Origin of the sequence: Paenibacillus sp. B1-35 (genome assembly GCF_050474385.1) — a bacterium.
In the GTDB taxonomy this organism is placed as follows: Bacteria; Bacillota; Bacilli; order Paenibacillales; family Paenibacillaceae; genus Paenibacillus_B; species Paenibacillus_B alvei.
This window is the reverse complement of the sequence record NZ_JBCHVJ010000004.1, coordinates 374,577-394,301: the sequence shown is the minus strand read 5'-3', so window position 1 is coordinate 394,301 and position 19,725 is coordinate 374,577. Positions and strand designations below refer to the sequence as shown.

Here is a 19,725-nt window from a genome sequence, read left to right as displayed (position 1 = left end):
ATCGTGTACAGTCCTGTGACCTAATACACCGTTGCTTCCTACCCTTCCTTTCCAAAGAGGAATTAAGTTGTAAACTCCATTACTTCCACCGATTTAAGAGGCGTCATATGATGAATCTCTACATCACTCCAACTAAATCTTGTTGGTTTCCCATAGTTTTTTTCGTAGTGCTCCATGAGGTCTTCTCTATATCTATGTCCTCTCTTTTGTGGGTTTACAGGTAGATTTGCATTAGATTCGATTAAAATGATTCCCGATTGTGGGTCTCGGTATTTCGGATACTCTACGCCCATTGAAAAGAAAAGCATCATTAACTTTTTCAAGAATGAAACCTTCCCAAATTTGTGAATTAAAAGAAACGGGCGGGAAGCAATTGATAGTTAGTCTAAAGAAACTTAAATGAGCTTCCTCATGATAATTGCTCTATGTGGCTACATTGGTGTGTACGTATGTTTGTAGTAAAGTTGATGAGGATAGTGATTGTGGAAATACAGTGTATACTAATTCCTGTTATATGACTTAAGCCTAATGTATGATCAAATTCATGAGTGGCAATATGTGTTAGATTATTGATATTCACCATGTCACTATCTTGAATAATACTATAGTAAAGCGAAATCACGCTATAATTCCAATTAAAATATCTAGAATCAATGGAATATTTGCTGGCTAAAAAATAACATAAGGTACTGCAAGTACTAATCTATTTTTCACTTCTGTTGGCCTCTACATAGACTTCATCTGTTGAATGTTCTCTAAAACTAGCAAAGCCAGAACTCTGACACTGTACTATAAAAAGATACTATAGGCATCACTAATAATTGACCAAGAAAATGTCCTCGTTAATCGCCCTTCCTTTTCTTAATCATATATTTCTTAATCCAGTACTCAAACCCGATGCATATTTGACCAAGAATGGAGAGGAGAACGGAGATATAAAAAGCCGTATCCAACCCTGAAATGGATACATACGGGAAAATGTTAAAGACAAAGTAAATAATTAACGTATCTCCAATCACATTGACAATGAGACTCATCATTCGAGTAGGCTGTTTTTTAAAAAAGGCATATAATACTGCATATATGAACGGATGTATAAACGATTCCACGAGCAGAAACAAGAGGATTATGTACATCGATACCGTAAATGCGGCATAACGATTTGGAAATGAAAGTGTTTGGTTCAATGCTCCTATTCCGATTAATAATACTGTGAATAATCCAGCCAACAATGAAACGATTGTGAGTAATAGAAGTGCCAATACCGGAACGAGCCACAGCTTTACTTTAAAAGGCGGCTTGGGGTCGTTGTCCTCGCGACTGACAACGTAATTCACAAGATGTAAGAAACCGATAAAGATAACTAGAACAAAAAGCAAATAGATCATTTCTGGTTCCACCTTCACCAATAAAAGTGTAAGAGGACACAGTAGAACCTGTTATTTGCTCTACTGTGTCCCATATGGTTTGTGAACTTAAAGTCCGATAAAGAGGACAATCCATTCGGCTATAATGAGAGCGTCTCCCGGAGCCAATCCAAGCGCGACAAGTCCCATCTGAATCGGTACTGTCTGCCATTCCGTAAGTTTATCCAAAAAGTCGGCGAGTTTGCTTGAATTTCCCTTGATCCAGTCCGCCCCATCCTTGCTGATTATCTTTAGAAGATCTCCAAGAAGCTCTCCAAGAAGCTCTCCACCATAACGGAGCCCATTCACAATCAGTTTTTTCAACATTGAAGTTGGAAGAGACTGAACACTTACCTGAGAACCTTGATAAGTCACTGTCGTTGGAACAGATTGTGCAACAATAGAATAAGCGACTGGTTTTGGAGCAACTGTTGCTGCTGAAATGGAAGGTGCAACTGCCGTTGTCAGAATAACTGAAGAAAGTACTGTAACCATTACCTTTTTCAAAAAATCTCCTCCCTAATAATATGATTAAAATTCCCTGGAGATGCAACTTACAGAGCCAATTCAAATTAATAAATGCATGCTTGATTGGCGTACAAAAGATAAATAACTGTAAGAAATCGCTTAATTTTGAACACTATAAACGATCGGGCATCCCTCCTCAATATAACGACTGCCCGATCCAATCCTATTACAAAGACATGGTTGATGTTATACTGATCCTAGCTGTTTTTCTTTGCAAAGCAAAGGAAGGAGCGCTTCGGAGTCGATTTTCAGTGTTGCCTGCCTATGCTCATCTGGAATCGACTCTATATTATTGAAACAAGAATGCTAACATGACTAAGATATAGCATCCTTGAAACAACCTCCTAATTTAATTTTGTTCATCTCGTAATCGGATTATCTTGTGTAAGAAGGAATATATAGAGTCCAAACGCCTACGCTTTTGAAGGGACAAACCGTGAAGTATGTCCGCTTTTGCAAAGGATTCGGCTGAGAGTCTTCTTCTGGCTATTTGAAACGTAAAAGAGCAGATTTACTGTTAGTTCAAATGGACGAAACGACTGACTGCCGAAGTAGCGGTAGCTCTACAGGAAACGATTCGTAGATAAGGATTGGTCATAGAGGGCACCGCTGGCAAAGAATTTTTGCCCATCGCCATACTTGGAACCGAATGACGACTCAAGTATTACTTTCTAGAATAAACGAAACTATTTAATCAATTTTACAACAATTTCGTCTGCAAACTCTTTAGCAACCTTAATCAATTCCCGTCGGTTTTATTTTCACATCCCATTCATATTTGTTCCTTATGCTTAATTATAGATAGAGTTGGTATAATTGACTTATTTATAAATATTATGCAACGATTTCATGCTATATAAAAAACAAAAAACGCCATGTCCGGCGTTTAATACAGTAAGATATATATCTACTAAAATATACAGTTGTCCCAGATTACTTTGCGCGAAAGCCTGGAAGTTCTTGAATTGTAATACCGCTTGTTGACATAGTCATTGACATTGTCATCAACCAATCTGGTATTTCAATCCTAGCCCAGCTTAACGCAGCCACCATCTTACTGACAAGGTCGGGGTCTCTTGAAGCTTTCTTACATAATTGTTCATGCAACGAGTTAATTTTTTGGACAAGTTCGGATTTTGGAAGGGGATTATTATCTATTACGGATTGCTGAATATGCAACAAACTTACTAGTGCTTTATCGTGCACTCCAATATCCATATATTCACATGTGCTTTCAATAAAACAATTAAAAGCTTCCTCGCATCGTCGTGTATTAAACATCATAATTCCTTTAAGCAAATAAAAATAGGCCAATCTTGACTTCTTAAATGGAGTTGTACACTTATCATTAATGCTCTCCAGCATTGAGTCTTCATGCTTTAAGAGTTCTACTGCTGAAGTGAAGTCGTGTATAGAAAGGTAAAGATGAAACAACTCAGTTACTGCATATATAAGATTATAGGCCGAAGGGCTATCTAAATATTCCTGTAATTGTGAAATGGCTAATTCTGTATGGCCTAATTTCCCATTTGTTATTCCCGTCATCAGTTTAGCATTATCGGGTACGTAGGAGAACGGAAATTTACTGTATTCGTTCAGATAACTTTGGCTTTTTTTATATTGCCCTAAGTAGTGGTATGAACAAGCAATACTAAAGATGGCATTTGCCTTATATTCACCGAGAGGTGCGTCATTCTCTAGGACATAGGAACAGAGTTTTATGCAATCTTCATACAACAAAAGATTATAGGCATGCACTGCTAGGCTATAATGAGCTATTATTTTTTCTTTATCACTCAAAAAATTAACATAGTCCAACACATTTTTCCCTGATTGATACGTTTCTTTCAATCTGCTGAAATCATTACGTTCGATCATGTATTTTCGATACAATCCCTTGGCAATATAGGGCATAATTCCGTGGGATCGTGAGTAATCGATGATGAGATGATACAAAGATAATTGAATGGCGGAATTTTCGATGGATTCGATGGTTCGATACAATTTCTCTACCAGATCGTAGCTGTCTTCGCTTGGCGATTCAAGAAACTTGGCAGCTATTTTGCATATGAGCAACGGATGCTCAAGTGTCGCCAATTCATGCTGGAAAATAGAGAAGATCACTTCGGATTTATGGCCAATCCCGATGTACAGTTCTACGATGTCATGATGGGGAATATCTAATGCAGCAGCAATGGATAATAGGATATGAAAATCCGGGCGTTTGACTTCTCCTCTTTCAATTCTCGACAAGCTGCCCTTATCCAAACCGACCGCTTCCTGCAGCTTTGATAAGCTTATGTTTTTGTTTAGCCGATGGTACTGTATGAGCTCCCCCAAGCTTTTTGGCTTCGCAGCAACGGTACTCACTTCTTCACCGTCCTTCAACAGTTCGTATCCTATATTTTACCATATCGTAAAAATCATGTAAACATTCTGCGGTATTGATATTACATAAATTATCATTTACCCCTCGCATATCCAATAAGATTGTTATCTACAATCCCTCTTAAAGAAATGTTCAATTAGGGGACGACAAGGGATGTGGTATATAGGCAGCATTACACAGCCTTGCTTTGTTTGCGCAATTTACATTTCTGATATTCCAAAAGGTAGTAGTCCAACTCTTGACTCAGCCGTACAACAGCTTCGTCCGTAAAACTCTCCTTTTCGTTGGCAGCTTTTATCATTTTCTGTCGGGTCATCTCAATTTTTTCACTTAAACAGGTCGATTTGTCGTAGACAAAATAAAAAGGCTCAAGAGCAGCGGCGCCCAAGTATCTTCGGATCATTTTCACACCTCATCCATAAATTTCATATTAAGCTTGATTATAGATGGAGTTGGTAAATTCGACTTATTTCTGGTTTATTTCGCAACAATTTCATACTTAAAAAAATTTAGCAGGTTCTCTCAAAAGGGAGAAAACCAATAGCCTATCATTTTGCCAGCGGATATCGGTTTGGCGAAATAGGAAGGGCTGTACCATAAGTGTAATGACTTGTGGTACAGCCCCTTCTTCAAAGACACCATATATATTACTGGCAATTGTCCGATTTATTAAATGCCCGCATATCCATATGCGAACCATCCATGGAACCCTGCATGTGTGCACGCTGCATATGCGGCATGCGAGAATCGTTCAAATCGTGCATGCCGCGATCCGGTACTGTGCGGGAATTCGATTCTCCTGCATCTGCAAGTCCCTCGTATACCGTATTGCCAAGCAAGAGGCTTCCTCCTAAGATGAGAACAGCGGCTAAGATGTTGCGTTTCACAAGGCATACCTCCTCATTAAGTTACATTTTTCACAACCATAACTCCATTATAAAGGTTCTGTTCGAATAATGCCCCCTACTAAAGTCTAGTCTGGATGTGCCAGCTTCAACTTCATATTTTCTTCATCTTTCATTCATGAATCTTCATCTCAACTTAGCACATTATTAAATCCATTCCTTTATCTTATACCTATACCGCATAAAGAGACGCGAGTGCGTGATGACAAGATAAGGGTGGATACATGTGAAATTAAACATGAAAAAATGGATGCTCGTTGGATGTATTGCAGCTGCAGGCATATGGTTCGCGATGCAGCCTTATTCTGGGCAAATCAAACATAGGATAAATAAGCTTGTGGCAGATGGTGTGCATACCGTGACTGGGCAGAACGTTCTGGCTTCAGGAACGCTTGATGCTCATGCTGCTGTCGTGATGAATCAAGATACGGGCGAAGTACTGTATGGAATGAATGATAATCAGCGACTGGAACCGGCAAGTACGACGAAAATAATGACTGCACTGCTGGCCATTGAGATGGCCGACATGAATGAGCAAGTAACGGTAGGGAAAGAAGTGCTGCTCGCAAATCCTGGGGAGAGTTCAGCAGGGCTGCGCCTTGGAGAGCTATTGTCATGGAGGGACTTGCTGGAGGCGATGATGCTGCCTTCTGGAAATGATGCGGCAAGAACAATTGCTGTTCAGTTAGGGCGTCAGCTTCAATCGAATCCCTCTTTACAGGAGGAGGAAGCTATCCGCGTGTTCGTTCAGCGTATGAATGAGCGGGCAGAGGAGCTTGATCTTCGCAACACGCATTTCATGAATCCGCATGGACTCCACCATGCAAATCACTACAGCTCAGCGCATGACTTGGCCGTAATTGCGAAGGAGGCTATGAAGAGCAAATTGTTCCGCAGCATTGTCGGTCAAACATCAGCAGATGTGAAGCTGGTCAACTCGGATATGGAAGAGTTGATGAAGTCGTATACGAATCGGAATCGACTTCTGCAGCAGGGTAGTGAATATTATTACGAAGGCTCGACAGGCATTAAGACAGGCTTTACTGACGAGGCTGGATATTGCTTGGTCTCTGCTGCTGAGCGAGAGGGGCACCGAATTATTACGGTTGTGCTGCACTCTGGCTCGAACAGCGTCTGGACGGATGCAAGAGAGCTTCTCGATTATGGATTTGCCCAATATGCAGGATGAAATGAATCTCGTTTATAGGAGTTGAATATAAGATGGCTATGGTAGAAGTAAAAAATCTTAGTAAGACATACGAAGGAAAGGTATCTTATCAGGCATTGTCCACTATCAATCTTGCGATTGAGGAGGGGGAATTTGTTGGGATTATGGGGCCCTCCGGGAGCGGAAAGACGACATTGATGAATATGATTGCAACGATTGATGCGCCGACATCGGGAGAGGTTTTGATTCAGGGCAATAATCCATTTCAATTATCACCGGAGAAGCTGGCGCTGTTCCGCCGACGTGAGCTGGGTTTTGTGTTCCAGTCTTTTAATCTATTAAATACGTTGACCGTGAAGGAAAACATTGTGCTCCCCTTGACCCTGGATGGCGTGGGCGTAGAACAATTGCACCGCAAGTCTCAAGCGTTGGCGGAAAGACTGGGGATCACCGCATTGCTGAATAAGCGCATCTACGAGATTTCTGGCGGCCAAGCTCAACGTGCAGCAATCGCCCGTGCAATTATTCACCAGCCGAAGCTGCTGCTTGCGGATGAGCCGACGGGGAATCTCGACTCGAAATCATCACGTGATGTGATGGATACGATGTATACGCTGAACAAGGAAGAGGGAACGACGATGCTGCTCGTGACGCATGACACGATGGCAGCAAGCTATTGTGATCGCGTTATCTTCATTAAGGATGGTCGTTTGCATCATGAAATAACTCGGAGAGGCAGTCGATCTATGTTCATGCGCAGCATTATGGATGTGCTGTCTGTGATTGGAGGTAACCCGAATGACATTCTCGCAACTAGCCTTTCATAATATCGCTCGCAACAAGCGGATGTACGCGGCACATTTTTGGAGCAGCTCCTTTTCTGTACTTATGTTCTTTACCTATTCTCTGCTCCTGTTCCATCCTGAATTGGACGGCAATATCCGCTCATCAAGCGAGACGCTAAGTATGCTTGGGATGATGGGGCTGCGTGTATCGCAGGTGCTGCTCGTCGTATTTTCATTTTTCTTCATCTTATATTCGGTGGGTTCATTTTTAAAGACAAGGAACAAGGAATTCGGGATCCTGATCATACATGGAATGTCGCCAAATCAGTTCCGCAAGCTGGTTTTCATGGAAAATATGCTGATCGGCTGCGGTTCTATTATAGCGGGTGTTCTGCTCGGCGTCATTTTCTCAAAGCTGATCTTATCTGCAATTTCAGAACTGCTGGCGATAGATGGAGGCTTGGCGTTCTATATACCCTGGAAAGCGATTGTGACCACTGGTATTGCCTTCTTTGTTCTCTTCCTGATTATTTCCGTCGTGACAACTCGAATGGTTCGAATCAACCGGCTGATTGATTTGCTCAAAGGGTCGGACAAGCCGAAGCCGGAGCCTAAGGCATCGGTGTGGCTGTCGCTGCTTGCGATATTGCTGATTGGAGCAGGATATGCTGCGGTATTTTCCTTTGCGACAGGTGTCAGCTATTCCTTCCTGCAGCTTCTGTCGGGAGTGGTACTGACCGTAACAGGAACCTATTTTTTGTTCACGCAGCTTGCAGTATATGCGCTGCGCATGCTGAAGCGCAGGGAGCGGCTCTATTTTCATAAGACGAATCTCTTGACGCTCTCTGAGCTTGGGTATCGGTTAAAGGATAACTCGCGGTTATTCTTCATTGTTGCTGTTATTTCTGCAGTGGCGTTTACTGCCATTGGAACGTGTACGGCGATTGGCAATCAGGGCTTAGCCGAAATGACAAACCCATATGCATTTACGTATTATTCGTACTCAGGGAATAAGCAGGAGAAGGAGCATATAGCGGCTATTCAACAGAAGCTTGATCATTCGAAGCTGTCATATCGTGTGGGGGCAGCAGCATTGAAAAATGCCAGTGATGTTGTAACGGTAATGAAGCTGTCGGATTATAACAAGCTTGCCTCCGCGCTTGGCTATGAGAAGGAGGAGTTGGCTGGCGACAATGAAGCGTTCCTTGTGCCTACTTCGGTCATGGGGGAACGAATCTATAATAAGGAAGAACTTCAAGAAGTCATACAGTTAAACGAGGGGCATGCTCGATTTGCTTTTCAAATTATGAAGGCTGTACCTTATCAAGTGCTGCCGCAGGATTATGGAATTATACAGCTCGCTGTAGTAACCGATGACGCCTATGAGCAGATTCCAGATCAGGATCAGTCGGGTCTAGGTTCTTATACAGTCTATGGATTTGCCATGGAGCATTGGAACAAGCTAGGCGATGCAACTGAACAATTAATGAAGCAGCTTCATGCTGGCCAAGAAGGACAGCATGGCGAGGAGCAGAAGTTTCAGTTCAGGGCGCTGTATCCGCAATGGGTAGCAGCCAAGCAGGCGAACGGATTGTTGCTGCTGGTGAGTGTGCTTATTGGCGTTGTGTTCTTTACATTTGCAGCAAGCTTCTTGTATTTCCGTCTGTATACGGATCGCAATAGAGATCAGCAGCAGACTGAGATGCTGTCCAAGATGGGATTGACTCGCAGGGAACTGAACCGCGTCGTTACTCGTCAATTGCTGGTCATGTTCTTTTTGCCTCTTATCATTGCAATTGTGCATAGCGGGGTGGCCTTTGCTGCGCTGCAGCAGCTAGTTGGTTTCTCGGTAGGGGAGAGCACGATGAAAGTGCTCATTTGCTTCTCTATCGTTCAAATCATATACTTCCTCGTCATTCGCTGGCGCTATGTACAGCAACTGCGCGGAGCAATGGTGTGAGCAGATGTGCAAATAATGAGAAAATGAAGCAAAAAAATGAAGCAAAATCCCCTTGCACAATCGCTTAGCGCGATTGGATGCAAGGGGATTTTTATCATAGGTATTTGGGGTTGCAAAGAAAGGAAGAGCACTAGTAAAGTATGGCTGCCCTTCAGCAGTCTTCGCTAACAATATAACTTATTTTACACGAGAATTGTTCTTCACGAAGTCAACAATCTCATCGACATAACCGAAAGCAAGTGCAGTAACGGTATCAGCCGCGCCATAGTAAATCGCGATGCGTCCTGTTGCTGCGTCCACAAGTGATGCGCAAGGGAATGCAACGTTAGGCACGTCGCCTACGCACTCGTACAATGTGGAAGGTTGCAGCAAGTAAGGTTCACTGCGGTATTTTACTTTCCAAGGCTCATCCAAGTCGAGAATAGCTGCGCCGAATGCGTAAACGAATCCGTTGCAGGAGTTCAGTACGCCATGGTAAATCATGAGCCATCCTTCGCTTGTTTCGATTGGAATTGGGCCTGCGCCAACTTTCTTGCTTTGCCAGCCGCCCATTGGAGCCATTACGTGGCGGTGACGGCCCCAGAATTCCATATCTGGGCTTTCACTATAGAAGATGTCGCCGAACGGTGTGTGGCCTGTATCGGACGGACGGCTTACCATTGCATAGTTGCCGTTAATTTTGCGCGGGAACATTACGCCGTTGCGGTTGTAAGGCAAGAATGCATTTTCAAGCTGATGGAATGTTTTGAAGTCATATGTGTATGCCACGCCGATTGTTGGGCCGTGGTAGATGTTGCACCAAGTTACATAGAAGCGGTCTTCGATCCAGCATACGCGTGGGTCGTAGCCTTCAATAAAATTGCCGATTTCCGGATCGTCACATTCGAATGTGAGCGGCTCATGATTGATGTCCCAGTTGATGCCGTCTTTACTGAAACCTGCATGCAAGCGCATGTAGCGGTTGCGATCGTCGCAGCGGAATACGCCAGCGAATCCGCCTTCGAATGGAACGACAGCACTATTGAAGATACTGTTGGAGTTCGGCAGCAAATCGCGTGGAATTACTGGGTTCTGGCTGTAGCGCCACAATACGTCACGATGTCCTTCAGGGCGTTCTTCCCAAGGCATGTTCGGGATATCTGGACCGATGATCTTAATTTGGCTCATGATGCAAACCTCGCTTTACGTAATTAAGTATGGAACCTATGCTGTTCAGGTGCAGGAGACGGAAGTTGAGACCAAAAGAATAGGTGAGAGCCTTGTTCTTTATTGATGTCGTGTACAGTGTCAACTGACTGGTTTGATACAGCATGTATCATTGTTTCACAGAACGCGATGACAGCGTTTCCGAATACCTAAAGAGTAAAACACAAAGGTTACAATGTCAAGTGATTATTGTGCATTTTCCATGCAAACTGATGTGCAAAATGATGTCATTATTCTTTACATAGTGTGCAAATGTAAACTACGTCCAATTGCGCACTGAATCGCGCCATTCCAGGTTCACTCCAATGCGAATCAGTTCCTTCGGCCGGTGCGGGTGATTAATGCGCCATACAATCTGCTCTCCAGCGCGCATTCCCAGCTCTTCTTTAGGCACATGCACGGTCGTAATGGATGGATGAACAAGCATGGATTCTGCAATGTTGTCGAATCCGGTAATAGAGATATCTTCAGGTACACGCATGCCGCTGCCTTTTACGATCTGCATGAAATCGACGGCAATGTTGTCATTCACACATACAAATGCAGATGGCTTATGCTTCATTTGAGAATAAGCTGCTGTCAATTCTTCTTCATTAAAATAATGTCGCTTCATGGAATTGATAATGCACCAGGATTCGTTGAGGGCTATTCCCGCCTCATTCATTGCACGCTTGAAGCCTTCCCAGCGCTCTCGATAGCTGAGGCAAGAGCCGATATCGCCTACGAACCCAATCTCCTTATGTCCACGTGCAATGAGATCTCGGGTGAGGGCATACACACTGTATGCGTTGTCCACGAGCATAACATCGCTGCCCAGCATGCCGAAGTTAAAGTCAGCGTGCGTGTCGATGAATAGCGAAGCAATGTCGGAACGCTCAATAAGCTCATAATACTCGCGCAGGAAGGGCCCGATCATAATGACACCTGCAGGCTTTTGCTGTGCGAACAGGGAAGGCAGTTTTTGTTCACGTTCCTCTTCTATATCAATAATTGTCATCGCGAGCGAATAGCCAGCTTCTTTTAATGTTGTATTCAATCCTTTTATAAAGGTAGACCAATAATGGTTGCCCATATAATCCGAATGAGTAAGCAAGGATACGATGCGATTGGCCGAATGAATAGTATCCTCGTCTGCCTCGAGCTGATGGAATTTTGTATAGCCGAGCTCAACGGCCTTTTGCATAATACGGCGCTTCGTATCCTCGCGCATGCTGGGGTCGTTCTTCAGTGCCTTTGATACCGTATTGCGGGATAAATTCAGCGCGTCGGCAATATGTTGTTGAGTTACTTTGGATTGTGACATCTATGCATCGCTCCGATTACGATTGAATTGCGTCTAAGTTAACGTTGTTACAAGTATATAGGAGGTTTACATTTATGACAAATGTAAAGTTGCAAGTATGAAGATGAACAAATGAAAGTCAATACCAAATGAATTTAATTAAAATATGAGTAAATATTCATATAAAATTGGGACATTAGTACGAATTTTAAATAGAAGAGTTGGCATAAGGGACGAACGTTTTTACAATGGAAATTAGACGTATAGATTTCAGAAAATACCTTTCTGTTTTCAACGCTTATAATACTTTCAATTTAATTATGGATTTACCTGTGACCGATAACAAGAATACATAAATATTTACATACATACAAAGGAGTTACAGGGAGATGCACATTTCGGTGAAAAGCGAACAACAATTGCAGCTGTATCGATCCATTTGGACTACGGTCTGGAAAGAGAAGGGCTTCGAGCTGGAGTCATCAGCGCATCCGTTGGAGCAAGTCATTGTCTTTAACGAAGCAGGCATGGCTGTAGGCACATTCGAGCTGACGCTGTATAGAGAGAGGTCATGTAAGCTTGAAGAAGTTGCGCCGTTTGCCGAACAACCGGAGGTGATGAACGCCCCAGAACAAGTGGCGGAAGTGGACAAGGTAGCATTGTTGAAAGAGTATCGTGGTCATAATATTGACCGTCTGCTCTCCTCGATTGTCCATTATTCGCACAAGCATGGTATTGTGCATTGCGCATGTCTGCTGGAGCCGGTATTCGCGCGAGCATTGCGCGTATCCTTCCATGTTCCTATGCGAAAGATTGGAAAGAAGACATTTTATAAGGGAGATGACGTAGTTCCTACCCTTATTCATGTGGGGGAAATATGGCGAAATTCTGCTAAGTTTGACTGGTTCATTTCAGAACAGGAACAAGTAAGGGGAAGCTCAACTCCCGTCACTTGTTAACCGATATATTAGTAGGCAGGGAAGTTAACGGAATCAGCCGGACAAGCCGTTAACTACGATCACTCGATACATAGAAAGTTGGTAGATGGCGTGAATGAACTAACGATTCTTGACAGGCGCAATCGGTTGTTTGTCAAGATCATATGGACAATGCTTGCAATCGGCATCATCGGAGACTTGGCTGCGGGCATTGTCGGTACGATGCTTTATGTGCTAATTGGTTTTGGTGCAGTTGCCTGCGGGTTAGCGACGTTTTTAACCTACAAGCGCATTGGTGTAAAGTATGTGATGTATCTGATTCCGGTATTTCTGTGTTCTCTCGTTCTACTATTGATGAAGTCGGATCCGAATCCGATATTAAGCACGTACTTGTTGTTCTATGTCGTCATCAGCTTAATGACCTTATATCAGAACTATCGTCCTATCGTATTCACTGGAGTTGTCAGCATGCTGATGACGGTGTATCTGTTCTATGATCCTTTCCTGCATGAGAAGCTGTTCACGCGGGAACCGCTTCTGTACCTGCTTATGTATCTGCTCTTCGTTACGATTGCGCTCAGCGCCTCTGCTGTGTTCAGTCAGAATTTGCAGCGCCAAGTCGTAGAGCGGGGAACGGAAGCATTGAAGTCGAAGGAGCAGGCCGTTGGACTGCTCGGCCAAATTCAGTCTTCTGTTACGATGCTTAATGAATTCAGTCATGAGCAGAAGCTGCGTGCGGAGTCGACAGGAGCAATCTCTCGCGAGGTTACGGAGACATTCGCGCAAATATCTGCTGGCATTGAGGAGCAGACGATTAGCTTGCAGCACATCGGCAGCTCTGTCGAATCTGTGGAGCGTTCAGTTAGCCACGTAGCAACTGGGACGAATCAATTGGAGCAGGTAGCAGCGATTACTCTGCAATTGGCGGAACAGGGCAGCGGTCAAATCGATACCCTTGTCGGAGAGATTGATCGGGTGAAGCGCACAGTGGAACAGACCGTACAGGTTATGGATGCTTTGAATGCACAGACTGAGCAGGTTGGTAACATCGTCAGCACAATCAGTGATATTTCTGCACAAACGAATTTACTGTCCCTGAATGCGGCGATTGAGGCGGCTCGCGCAGGCGAGCACGGCAAGGGCTTCGCAGTTGTGTCGGGAGAAGTACGCAAGCTGGCTGATCATGCGAAGAAGGCGACAGAGGATATTGCGTCGATACTGGAAGCGATACAAGCTCAGATTAGTGTCGCGGCAGAGCAAGTACAGCGCGGTCAATCTGCAGTGAAATCGAGTGTAGAGGCTACGGGGCAAGTGGAGCAGATTATGCGCACGATCACGGACAATACCGATCAGGTGAACCGTCAATCGGAAGCGATGCATGAGGCGGTTCGTGACCTCCAGACACAGTATTCCAATATGGCACAAGGTGTTGTTACGATTACGAACAGCACGGAGGAGCACATGGCCTCTGTCGAAGAGGTATTGGCGAATATGGAGCAGCAGCATATGGATATTCAGGTACTGGTCGAGGGGTACAACCGGTTGGACAAGCATGTGAGTGATTTGAAGCGTTTGTCTGAAGAAGAATAAACAAATGGAAAAAAAGGCCTATCAGAGAATACAATCTGATAGGCCTTTTCTGTATGATTAAGGGAAAGCGGCAAAGTACTAGCCTCAGCAGGCAGGTACTAAAGCGGATTGTATAAAAAGGGGAGGTAAGAACCTATTGGACAATCAGCAGATGGGTGTTAGAAGAAAGATAAAAATAAACAATTTGTTGTATACGCTTACAAATAACTGGGCCGCAGTCGTTCAGCGAACGATGCTGCCCTACAGGGGTACCATCAGAATGACAGGAATTCTTGTTGCATGCCTGTTCGTACTGGTCGGGTGCAGTGGGGGTACTGCCCAGTCTGAATTTGCGGCACAGAGATCCCTGCTGCCTAAAGTGACAGTTGTCTTGAACAGCCTTGGCATAGGCTTTCCTGAACCGTTTACGGAGAATGACAATCCGTATTTATCCAAGATCGAAGCCAAGACGGGCCTGCGCGTAGAGATGATCATTCCCCCTTCGCATCGATATGAGGATCGTGTCGGAGTCATGATGATGTCGAATCATACGCCAGATCTGATTAGTATTGCAGATGCCAATTGGGTATCGTACTATGCCCGCAAGCAAATGCTGACGCCGCTTGACCAATTGATTACCCGATATGCGCCAAAGCTGAAGGAGCGCATACCGCCTGACATATGGGAGCAGGTGTCCTTTAACGGGCAAGTCTATGCTATCCCGAGTCTGCATGAGGGTCAAGGATTGGAAATGATGTATATTCGCAAGGATTGGCTGGATCGATTGGGGCTTACACCACCGACTACACTTGCGGAGATGATGAGTGTGATGCGCGCCTTCACTTTGTTTGATCCAGACGGCAATGGTTTACACGATACATTTGGTATCAGCTTTATCGAGGAGTTGGGGCGCACTTCTCCTTGGTTCGGCGCTTTTGGGGTACAGCTTGATCAATGGATGGAGCGTAATGGTCAATTGGTTTACTCTAATGTGCAGCCAGAGATGAAAGAAGCACTTGCCTTTATGCGAACGATGGTGCAGGAGGGACTCGCTGATCCGCTCTTCCCGATTCAAACGCAGCGTGGTATAGAGAAGCAGGTAATCGATGGAAAGCTGGGGCTGTTCACAGGGACGTGGTACGATACCCGCAGCGTATTGGAGAAGAGCAAGGCCCGAGATTCGCGGGCAGAATGGATTTCGATTCCCTTCCCCAAGGGGCCGGGTGGAAGCGGGACCTACGCCTTGCCGCCAGTCCGTAGCTATCAGGTTATACCTGCTTCCAGCTCGCACGCGGTAGAAGTGCTGCAACTGCTTAACTATATTGCCGGAGAGGGACGTGATACGCTCAAGCTGGGAATCGAAGGAGAGGTATGGAGGTGGGAAAATGGGAAGCGTGTAACCGATATGGAACGTCATACTCAGCATCATTATCGCGGACTTTATGCCAATTTGGCAGATATTCCAGATGAGGCTTATACCCAATCCCGGCTTGACTCACTAGGTGTTGGATACCGTCTGTACGATAATCTTCGCTTTGCTTCCATAAATGCACGAACAAGTGCTTTCCGTTCCTTGCCCACACCAGCTATGACTCGATATGCTCCGCTTTTGCTGAAAAAGAATGACATGCTCATCGACATCATACTTGGCAATCGACCGTTGGAAGACTTCGAGAGGTATGTATCGGAATGGATGGATGAAGGCGGACGAGAAATGACGAAAGAAGCCAATGACTGGTATCACTTTAGCTGGAATCAGATGAACAATCAGAGCCAGCCCTACAATGGGCATTCTGGGCGTAATCAAGAAGGCGGGAGGTAACTGCGACTATGCTGAAATATGTACGCAATCAAATTCGTCAGCGGATCCAGTGGCGCCTGACCATTTATTTCGTGCTAATTCTTATTCCCTTGCTGCTGACCGGATGGTTCTCCAACAAGCGTTCTCAGGAGCTGCTGTTATCCGAAACGACCGCTCGTACAGAAAGTGCGATGCATGCGCTAATGGACAACATTGAGCTCGTGCTGCAGAACGTGGAAGAGCTGTCCGCAATGTTATCAACCGATACGGAGATGAACGAGGCGCTTACGCACGCCAAGCGGGAGCTGAAGGGGAATGATATCATGGCTTTCGCGGACATGAAGCATAAGCTGTCCAACTTCTTGTCGATTCATCCAATGTTCTCACAAATTGCCGTATATCACGACCATTCCAATTCGGTGATTTCCACACTGCATGGTGTGCTGCCCGTTGATCGCGCAGATGAGCGCATTTGGCTGCGCCAGTTGCTGAATGGAATGGGAACAGGCATCGTATTCATCCAACCGGATGAACGAATCGGAGCGGGAAAGCCGTTCGGGCAGGCATTCGGCGCAGATAGTCTGGCGGTTGTGCGGGCGATGGATATTTACAACCCGAACCGGGAACGGCATGCACTGATTATTAGCTTGAACATGGCGCGCTTACAGCAATATATACGTTCTGTTACACCCTCGCCGCAGGCCGAACTTCATCTGTATACGGCAGATGGGAAATGGGTAACAGGGACGGCTGAACGCCCCCAGTCGTATCAAGATTACATGAGCCGCGCGGAAGCAAGCGATCATGTGCTGATCCAAGCTGCCTCGCCTTACTACGGATGGACGCTTACACTGTCTCAGCCCAAAAAGGAGCTGTTCGCACAGTCCTATCAACTGGAATATTACGCCGTGTTCATGATCGTACTAAGCATTGTGCTGGCGCTGGTTATGGCTTACAGCATCTATACGAGCATTGCGGCTCCTATGCGGAAGCTTGCTCGCGGCATGAGAGCAATTACGATTGGCAAACTAGATGTCAGGCTGAACTCAAATCGGCAGGATGAATTCGGTCTCGTCACGGACTTATTCAATCACATGGCATCGCAGCAGCAACACCTCATTCATGATCACTACGAACAGAGTCTGCGGCTAGCCAATACAGAATTGAAGCTGCTTCAATCTCAAATTCATCCTCACTTTTTATATAACACACTAGATTCGATATATTGGATGGCTCAGCACGCAGAGGCGGAGGATATTTCCGAGATGGTGCTTCATTTGTCGCGGTTTTTCAGATTAAGCCTAAGCAAAGGCAGAGATGTACTCACTGTTAAGGAATGTCTGGAGCATTTGCATGCTTATATACGTATTCAGCAAATCCGTTTTATGGATCTATTCCGCATCGAGTATGAAGTCGAACCGCAAGCAGAAGGAATTCCTCTTGTGAAGCTGCTTGTGCAGCCGGTCGTGGAAAATGCAATCATCCATGGGTTGGAGAAATCATCACAAGCAGAGGAGATGCTGCTGCGGATTGCGGTGCGTGTCGAAGAAAAAGAAAGGGGACGATGCCTCATCATTGCCATTATCGATTCGGGAACCGGTATGACAGAGGACGTAAGCTTGCGTTTGCAAGCGGAGCTGTCTGCTGTATTGCGGGAGCCGACAGAGCAGGGGCTAAAGGTGAGCAATCAAGCAGGGTCTGGATACGGGCTCCGCAATGTTGCGGCACGGATGCGCCTAAATTACGGGCCTCGAGCGCATATCCATATTTCCAGCGTACCGGGGGAAGGAACAACCGTAACGCTCGTTCTCCCTTTGTCAGAGCCGTACAAGGGTAGAGCCGGAGTTTGGACAGAAGCAGCAGGTTAATCAGGCATTACGGCTAGGCTATGTTGAATTATCGAATTCACGATCAATTGATACTAGATAGATCACCATGTTTCGCACTCGGTGTGGAAGGAGGAAGCAAGAGATGAATTTATTAATTGTAGAGGATGAACTGCGGCTTCGTCATAGCTTGACTGAACTGATATCTTGGGAGCGGGCAGGCATCACAGAAGTGATGGCAGCGGCTACGGCAGAGGAAGGGAAGCGCTGGATGCAGTTGAAGCGGCCGGACATTATGCTGGTGGACATTCAATTGCCGGACGGAGATGGCTTATCCTTGGTAAGGCAAGCGCTGGAATGGAATGCCGAGGTAAAAGCGGTGGTGCTCAGCGGCCATGATCATTTCCAATACGCTCAAGAAGCGCTATCTATGGGCGTGAAGCATTATTTGCTGAAGCCGGCGGGTCAGGATGCTATCCTGCAGGCGGTTGTGAGTGCTGTCTCTGAGCGGCGTCAGGATATTCAGCGCAAGCATGATTATGACATGCTGCGCCAGCAATGGAACAGCCACCTGCCGATATTGCGTCAGCGCATATTGCGGCAAGGGATGGAGGGGAGCTTGTCGACAGCAGCATTTATGGAACGCATGGCAGAGCTCGGCGTCGTTTTAAAGAACAATGAACGCTACGTCGTGATGGTGATCGATCCCGATCCCTATCCAGAGGAACGGGTACAGGCATTCGGCGGGGATCGCGGATTGATGCATTTTGCGGTCGGCCAAGTTGTGGAGGAGGCGATGACGGGAATAGAGTATGGTTCTATACATATTTGTCGTGAGGCAGGCAGGCCGCTGGCCCTCTTATTTCGTTACCCATCTGTATCTGGCCCTGAACCTGAGGACGGCGGCAGTAGCATTATGACAGAAGCTGCGCAATCGACGGCCAGCCTTGGCGGGATGTCAGACGGAGATATGATGATTGGGATTCATGCGCTGGCAGGCAAGATGCTGGAATATATTAAGACTTCCTTAAAGCTGACAGCCAGTGCCGGCATTAGTTCGGCGTGTGGAGGGCTCGTTGATGTACCGCGGCTATATAAGGAAGCGGAGTTTGCGCTTAGTCAGAGATTTGTTCATGGGGGCGATATTGTAATTCCGTACCGCAATCATAGAATTGCTGCTCAGGGAAAATCCTCATCCGTCGCGATCTGTAGCGAACAATGGGAACGTGATTTAGACATCGCTTGGAACACGGCGGAAGAACAGCTTGCCATGGAGCAGGCAGAGGCTTGGATCACGGCGGTATGCGCCATTCCAGAGGCAGAGGCGTTCAAGGAACAGACGATGTATCTGCAATCGTGGATCATGATCTGGCTGCGCAAGCAGGGCTGGTCGATGTCGGAAGTTATGGGAGAGGATGCAAGATGGTTCCGTCATACAGCTGAACTGCGGACAAAGCAGGAATGGAGTGAGTGGATACGGCGTGTTATGCGGCGAATGAGTATGGAAGCCAGTATGGTGCGCAGGCGCAGCGGAAATCGCTTGGTCGCGGAGGTGAAGGAACTGATCGAAAGCGAGCTTCACACCGAGCTGACTTTGCAGGACGTGGCCGATCGGCTGTATATCAATGCTTCGTATCTGAGCAGGCTGTTCAAGCAGGAGATGGATCAGCCCTTTTCTTCCTATTTGCTTACGCGTCGTATGGAGAGAGCGAAGGAGGCGCTATTTCAAGGGGAGAGGGTCTATCAAGCGGCGGAAGCGGCAGGTTTCCGCGATGTGAGCTACTTTACGAAGGTGTTCCGCAAATATTGGGGAGTTACGCCTAGTGATTGGAAACGGGGATAAAGGTGTGTAGTTAGCTGCTCTTGCCCTGCGCTTGGAAATCATTTTACCAGAAGAAGTCATGGCTCTCCCGTGTTCGAATGAGGATGGATACCGTAGGCTAGAAGCAGATACAGCAAAGA

At 45.7% G+C, this 19,725-nt stretch carries 16 protein-coding genes; 8 read left to right on the top strand and 8 right to left on the bottom strand.

Translation table 11 applies throughout. The features are described from left to right. Window positions 1–62 precede the first annotated feature (62 nt). From ACQ5BJ_RS16000 to ACQ5BJ_RS15975, 6 genes are all read right to left on the bottom strand, one after another. Window positions 63–323 (bottom strand): hypothetical protein, encoded by a 261-nt coding sequence (locus ACQ5BJ_RS16000; protein WP_430111478.1) that lies wholly within the window; start codon window positions 321–323, stop codon window positions 63–65. Between the two features lie 519 nt (window positions 324–842). Next, complete coding sequence (locus tag ACQ5BJ_RS15995; protein ID WP_430111476.1) at window positions 843–1,388, bottom strand: hypothetical protein; 546 nt, start codon at window positions 1,386–1,388, stop codon at window positions 843–845. 87 nt (window positions 1,389–1,475) lie between these two features. Further along, window positions 1,476–1,913, bottom strand: coding sequence for a hypothetical protein (locus ACQ5BJ_RS15990; protein WP_430111473.1), 438 nt, complete (start codon window positions 1,911–1,913; stop codon window positions 1,476–1,478). Between the two features lie 954 nt (window positions 1,914–2,867). After that, complete coding sequence (locus ACQ5BJ_RS15985; RefSeq protein ID WP_430111471.1) at window positions 2,868–4,322, bottom strand: helix-turn-helix domain-containing protein; 1,455 nt, start codon at window positions 4,320–4,322, stop codon at window positions 2,868–2,870. Window positions 4,323–4,495: 173 nt separating this feature from the next. Then, window positions 4,496–4,726, bottom strand: a complete 231-nt coding sequence (locus tag ACQ5BJ_RS15980) for an aspartyl-phosphate phosphatase Spo0E family protein (protein ID WP_430111468.1) — start codon at window positions 4,724–4,726, stop codon at window positions 4,496–4,498. 244 nt (window positions 4,727–4,970) lie between these two features. After that, window positions 4,971–5,210 (bottom strand): hypothetical protein, encoded by a 240-nt coding sequence (locus tag ACQ5BJ_RS15975; RefSeq protein WP_005543597.1) that lies wholly within the window; start codon window positions 5,208–5,210, stop codon window positions 4,971–4,973. Between the two features lie 244 nt (window positions 5,211–5,454). Between ACQ5BJ_RS15975 and ACQ5BJ_RS15970 the strand changes: the two genes are divergently transcribed. The 3 genes from ACQ5BJ_RS15970 to ACQ5BJ_RS15960 are packed head-to-tail and all read left to right on the top strand — an operon-like array spanning window position 5,455 to window position 9,141. After that, window positions 5,455–6,417, top strand: coding sequence for a D-alanyl-D-alanine carboxypeptidase family protein (locus ACQ5BJ_RS15970; RefSeq protein ID WP_005543595.1), 963 nt, complete (start codon window positions 5,455–5,457; stop codon window positions 6,415–6,417). A 32-nt stretch (window positions 6,418–6,449) separates the two neighbouring features. Further along, a complete protein-coding gene (locus ACQ5BJ_RS15965; protein WP_005543593.1) occupies window positions 6,450–7,223 on the top strand; it encodes an ABC transporter ATP-binding protein in 774 nt (257 codons plus the stop codon). After that, a complete protein-coding gene (locus ACQ5BJ_RS15960) occupies window positions 7,195–9,141 on the top strand; it encodes an ABC transporter permease (protein ID WP_430111463.1) in 1,947 nt (648 codons plus the stop codon). The genes ACQ5BJ_RS15965 and ACQ5BJ_RS15960 overlap by 29 nt, the downstream gene beginning before the upstream one ends. A gap of 177 nt (window positions 9,142–9,318) precedes the next feature. On the opposite strand, the gene ACQ5BJ_RS15955 is transcribed toward ACQ5BJ_RS15960, so the two are convergent. Both ACQ5BJ_RS15955 and ACQ5BJ_RS15950 read right to left on the bottom strand, forming a co-directional pair. Further along, a complete protein-coding gene (locus tag ACQ5BJ_RS15955) occupies window positions 9,319–10,308 on the bottom strand; it encodes a glycoside hydrolase family 130 protein (protein WP_005543591.1) in 990 nt (329 codons plus the stop codon). A gap of 298 nt (window positions 10,309–10,606) precedes the next feature. After that, entirely contained in the window at window positions 10,607–11,650 is a 1,044-nt protein-coding gene (locus tag ACQ5BJ_RS15950) for a LacI family DNA-binding transcriptional regulator (RefSeq protein ID WP_289356894.1), read from the bottom strand. A 368-nt stretch (window positions 11,651–12,018) separates the two neighbouring features. Here ACQ5BJ_RS15950 and ACQ5BJ_RS15945 point away from each other — a divergent pair, with 368 nt between their 5' ends. From ACQ5BJ_RS15945 to ACQ5BJ_RS15925, 5 genes are all read left to right on the top strand, one after another. Next, a complete protein-coding gene (locus tag ACQ5BJ_RS15945) occupies window positions 12,019–12,588 on the top strand; it encodes a hypothetical protein (RefSeq protein ID WP_430111460.1) in 570 nt (189 codons plus the stop codon). Window positions 12,589–12,678: 90 nt separating this feature from the next. Next, window positions 12,679–14,157, top strand: a complete 1,479-nt coding sequence (locus ACQ5BJ_RS15940) for a methyl-accepting chemotaxis protein (protein WP_430111458.1) — start codon at window positions 12,679–12,681, stop codon at window positions 14,155–14,157. A 259-nt stretch (window positions 14,158–14,416) separates the two neighbouring features. After that, window positions 14,417–15,958, top strand: a complete 1,542-nt coding sequence (locus ACQ5BJ_RS15935) for an extracellular solute-binding protein (protein ID WP_430113408.1) — start codon at window positions 14,417–14,419, stop codon at window positions 15,956–15,958. Between the two features lie 8 nt (window positions 15,959–15,966). Beyond that, window positions 15,967–17,805 carry a cache domain-containing sensor histidine kinase gene (locus ACQ5BJ_RS15930; protein ID WP_430111452.1) on the top strand — a complete coding sequence of 613 codons (1,839 nt, stop codon included), beginning with the start codon at window positions 15,967–15,969 and terminating at the stop codon, window positions 17,803–17,805. Between the two features lie 103 nt (window positions 17,806–17,908). Continuing rightward, window positions 17,909–19,606, top strand: coding sequence for a response regulator transcription factor (locus tag ACQ5BJ_RS15925; protein ID WP_430111450.1), 1,698 nt, complete (start codon window positions 17,909–17,911; stop codon window positions 19,604–19,606). Window positions 19,607–19,725: the final 119 nt, after the last annotated feature.